The following is a 414-nucleotide window of genomic DNA, read 5'->3' on the forward strand; positions in this document are numbered from 1 at the left end:
CCAGTAGTAGCGGGTGCTGCTCTGAAGAGAAGCGATGGCACGTGATGTCCCACTTACAGTCGAATCGTCGACGACGAGGTTCGCAAACAAATTATCGGTCGCGACCTGCAGGCGATAACGCGATGCGCCACCCGATCCCTGCCAGCGCAACGTCGCTGCAACCGGGACATTTAGGCTGTCGTTGCGCGGAGCAAGGAGCACCGGTGCCAGTGGGGCAGCCGGTTTCATGATCTTTACCATCATCAAATCACCACCGCCACCTGTCATGATCTCCGAGGAAGCAGTATATCCCACGGCAACATAACTGTCGGTGAATTCCTCGACATCGTAACCGTAATCCGGGTTGCTACCACCATAGGTTTCCTCCCATTCGACGTTCCCCGCAGCATCGGTCTTGACGATATACATATCCTC

Annotated in this window: 1 protein-coding gene; it reads right to left on the reverse strand. The window is 55.6% G+C overall.

Annotation, left to right across the window (positions count from 1 at the left end; translation table 11 throughout):
* A partial coding sequence (locus I6F37_RS42145) for a hypothetical protein (protein ID WP_225154693.1) occupies window positions 1-414 on the reverse strand: 414 nt, incomplete at both ends.

Origin of the sequence: Bradyrhizobium sp. NBAIM08 (genome assembly GCF_020193935.1) — a bacterium.
Classification (GTDB): domain Bacteria; phylum Pseudomonadota; class Alphaproteobacteria; order Rhizobiales; family Xanthobacteraceae; genus Bradyrhizobium; species Bradyrhizobium yuanmingense.